2 protein-coding genes are annotated in these 3,083 nt (G+C 66.1%); one reads left to right on the top strand and one right to left on the bottom strand.

Annotated elements, in window-relative coordinates; genetic code table 11:
• A partial coding sequence (locus VN419_RS02390; RefSeq protein WP_325644055.1) for an MFS transporter occupies positions 1-760 on the top strand: 760 nt, incomplete at its 5' end.
• A 158-nt stretch (positions 761-918) separates the two neighbouring features.
• Here VN419_RS02390 and acs read toward each other — a convergent pair.
• Entirely contained in the window at positions 919-2,907 is a 1,989-nt protein-coding gene (acs, locus tag VN419_RS02385; RefSeq protein WP_325644053.1) for an acetate--CoA ligase, read from the bottom strand.
• Positions 2,908-3,083 lie beyond the last annotated feature (176 nt).

Genomic DNA, 3,083 nt, shown 5'->3' with positions numbered 1-3,083 from the left:
GTACTCCATCGTGCCCTTCGCCTTCGACCACCTGGGCGCACTTCTGCCCTCGCCCGCGCACGGCTATGCGTTCATGTCCCTGGCGCTGGTGCCCGCGGCCTGCGTCAACCTCGCGCTCATGCGGCAGGGGCGAAAGGAGGGGCGCAGCCAGGGCGCGCGCGGCGCGGGCTTCGATGTGCTGCTGGCCAGCCTGCGCACCCGCAAGACCGCGCTCATGCTGCTCTTGAACACGGTCTATTACCTCAATTTCTCGGCCCTGTTCTTTTTGTCCAAAAGCCTGTTCGAAAGCCGGGGCCTGGGCGGGGTGGGAATGTTCTTCACCATCCAGACCCTGGTCATGCTGGCCATCCGCGTGTTTGCCTCGCGCCTGTTCGACGAGGTCAAGAAGCCGCTGCTCGTGCTGTGGTGCTATGGCCTCACGGCTCTGGGCTTCGGCATGCTGTGGGGCACCTACGGCGTGGGGATGGAGACGGCCACGGCGCTGGTTTTGGGCCTGGGCATGGGGGTGGGGCCGCCGTCCTTGAACGCGCTCATGTACGCGCTGTCCGAGCCGCAGGTGAAGGCCGTGAACTCGAACCTCATGGTCATGGCCCTGCAGGCGGGCAATTTCCTGGGCCCGATCCTGGGCGGCGCGGCCGTGGGCCTTATCGGCTATCCGGGCTTTCTGGCCGTGGGCTTGCTCGCCAACGTGGGCGGCATGTGGCTGGCGCTTGATTTTCTGCGCCGGGGCTGGACGGGCGAGGCGAGGCGCGAAGGGTAGGCCGGCGCCGGGCAAAAAAAGACCCGGCGAAACCGCCGGGCCATTCGAACATCTGCAAGGGCGCAACCCCCTTGAAAGGGGCGAAGCCCCCCCGAAGGGGCGGAAAAGCGGGGGCGGCCGATCCGCCCCCGCAACCCCGGATGATTCCTGAGTCGGCGCTACTGACCCAGGAGGTCCTTCTTTCCTTCCACCAGGCTGGTGATCACGGTCGGATCGGCCAGCGTGGAGGTGTCGCCGAAGTCTTCGATCTGCCCTTCGGCGATCTTGCGCAGAATGCGCCGCATGATCTTGCCGGAACGGGTCTTCGGCAACCCGTCGGCGAACTGGATGACTTCAGGGGTGGCGATGGGTCCGATCTCCTTGCGCACATGGGCCACAAGGGCCTTGCGCAACTCGGCGGATTCCTCGATGCCGCTCTTCAGGGTGACGTAGGCGTAGATGCCCTGTCCCTTGATATGGTGGGGCATGCCCACCACGGCGGCCTCGGCCACGCTCGGATGCGCCACCAGCGCCGATTCTATCTCGGCTGTGCCCAGGCGGTGCCCGGAAACGTTGATGACGTCATCAAGCCGTCCCATTATCCAAAAATATCCGTCCTTGTCTACCCGTGCGCCGTCGCCCGCCTCGTACCAGCCGGGGAAGCGGTCGAAGTAGGTCTTGCGGTAGCGCTCCGGATCGCCGAAGACCCCGCGCAGCATGCCGGGCCAGGGCTTCTTGATGACCAGGTGCCCGCCTTCGTCCGGTCCGGCGTCGGTGCCGTCGGCCTTGACGATGGCCGCGGCCACGCCCGGCAGGGGCCGCGTGGCGCTGCCCGGCTTGAGCGGCGTAGCCCCCGGCAGGGCGGAGATCATGATGCCGCCGGTCTCGGTCTGCCACCAGGTGTCCACGATGGGCGTGCGCGAGCCGCCGACGTTGTCGTAGTACCACATCCAGGCTTCCGGGTTGATGGGCTCGCCCACGCTGCCCAGGATGCGCAAGCTTGAGAGGTCGTGCTTCTTGGGCCAGTCGGTGCCTTCGCGCATCAGCGCGCGGATGGCCGTGGGCGCGGTGTAGAAGATGTTGACCTTGAACTTCTCCACGATCTTCCAGAAGCGGTCCGGCTTGGGGAAGCTGGGCACGCCCTCGAACATGATGCTGGTGGCGCCCAGGGCCAGCGGGCCGTACACGATGTAGCTGTGGCCGGTGATCCAGCCCACGTCGGCCGTGCACATGTAGACGTCGTCGTCCTTCACGTCGAAGACCCACTGGGTGGTGTGCGCCGCGTAGGTCAGGTAGCCGCCGGTGGTGTGCACCACGCCCTTGGGTTTGCCCGTGGAGCCGGAGGTGTACAGGATGAACAGCGGATCCTCGGCGTCCATCTTTTCGTAGGGGCAGTCGCTGGTGATGTCCTCGGCCTCCATGGCCTCGTGCCACCAGATGTCGCGGCCCTCGACCATGCGGATCTCGTTGCCCGCGCGCTTCACCACCACGCACTGCTCGATGGTGGGGCAGGTTTTGAGCGCCTCGTCCACATTGCCCTTGAGGGGGATGGCGCGGCCGCCGCGCAGCACCGCGTCGGCGGTCAAGAGCACCTTGGCCTGGCAGTCGTCGATGCGGTTTTGCAGGCTGACGGCGGAGAAGCCCGCGAAGACGATGGAGTGGGTGGCGCCGATGCGCGTGCAGGCCAGCATGGCGATGGCCAGTTCGGGAATCATGGGCAGGTACAGGGCCACGCGGTCGCCGCGCTTGACGCCCAGCTTCTTCAGAAGGTTGGCGCAGCGGCAAACCTCGGAGTGCAGCATCTGGTAGGTGTAGACCTTGACGTCTTCCTCGGGCTCGCCCTGCCAGATGATGGCGGCCTTGTTGCGGCGGCCGTCGGTCAGGTGGCGGTCCAGGCAGTTGGCGGAGACGTTCAGCTTGCCGTCGCCGAACCACTTGATGAGGGGCGTCTTCATGTCCGCCTCAAGCACCTTGGTGAAGGGCTTGTCCCAGGTGATGAGCTCGCGGGCGCGCTCGGCCCAGTAGCCTTCCGGGTCCTCGTCCGCGCGTTTGTACAGGGCCTCGTACTCGGCCATGGACTTCACGTAGGCGTTCTGCTGCACGCCCTTGGGCGGGTCGAAGGTGCGGCCTTCCTGCTGCATGCTCACGATCTTCTGTTCTTCGCTCATTGCCTCGCTCCTGCCTTGTCGTTGAGGTATGCCCGCGCCCGCGCCGGACCTTGAGCCCGGCCAGCCAGCCGCGTGCTGTCTGACGTGCCTCCGTCCTACGGGAGGAATCAAGGCCTTGGCGCGCGTTCTTCGGTGAACGGCGCAAAAGTTTAAGTGAACGGCGGCAAGCGGCAGGT

Origin of the sequence: Humidesulfovibrio sp. (genome assembly GCF_035560995.1) — a bacterium.
In the GTDB taxonomy this organism is placed as follows: Bacteria; Desulfobacterota; Desulfovibrionia; order Desulfovibrionales; family Desulfovibrionaceae; genus Humidesulfovibrio.
Note: the sequence above shows the minus strand (reverse complement) of the source record. Positions and strands in the feature narration are given on the sequence as shown.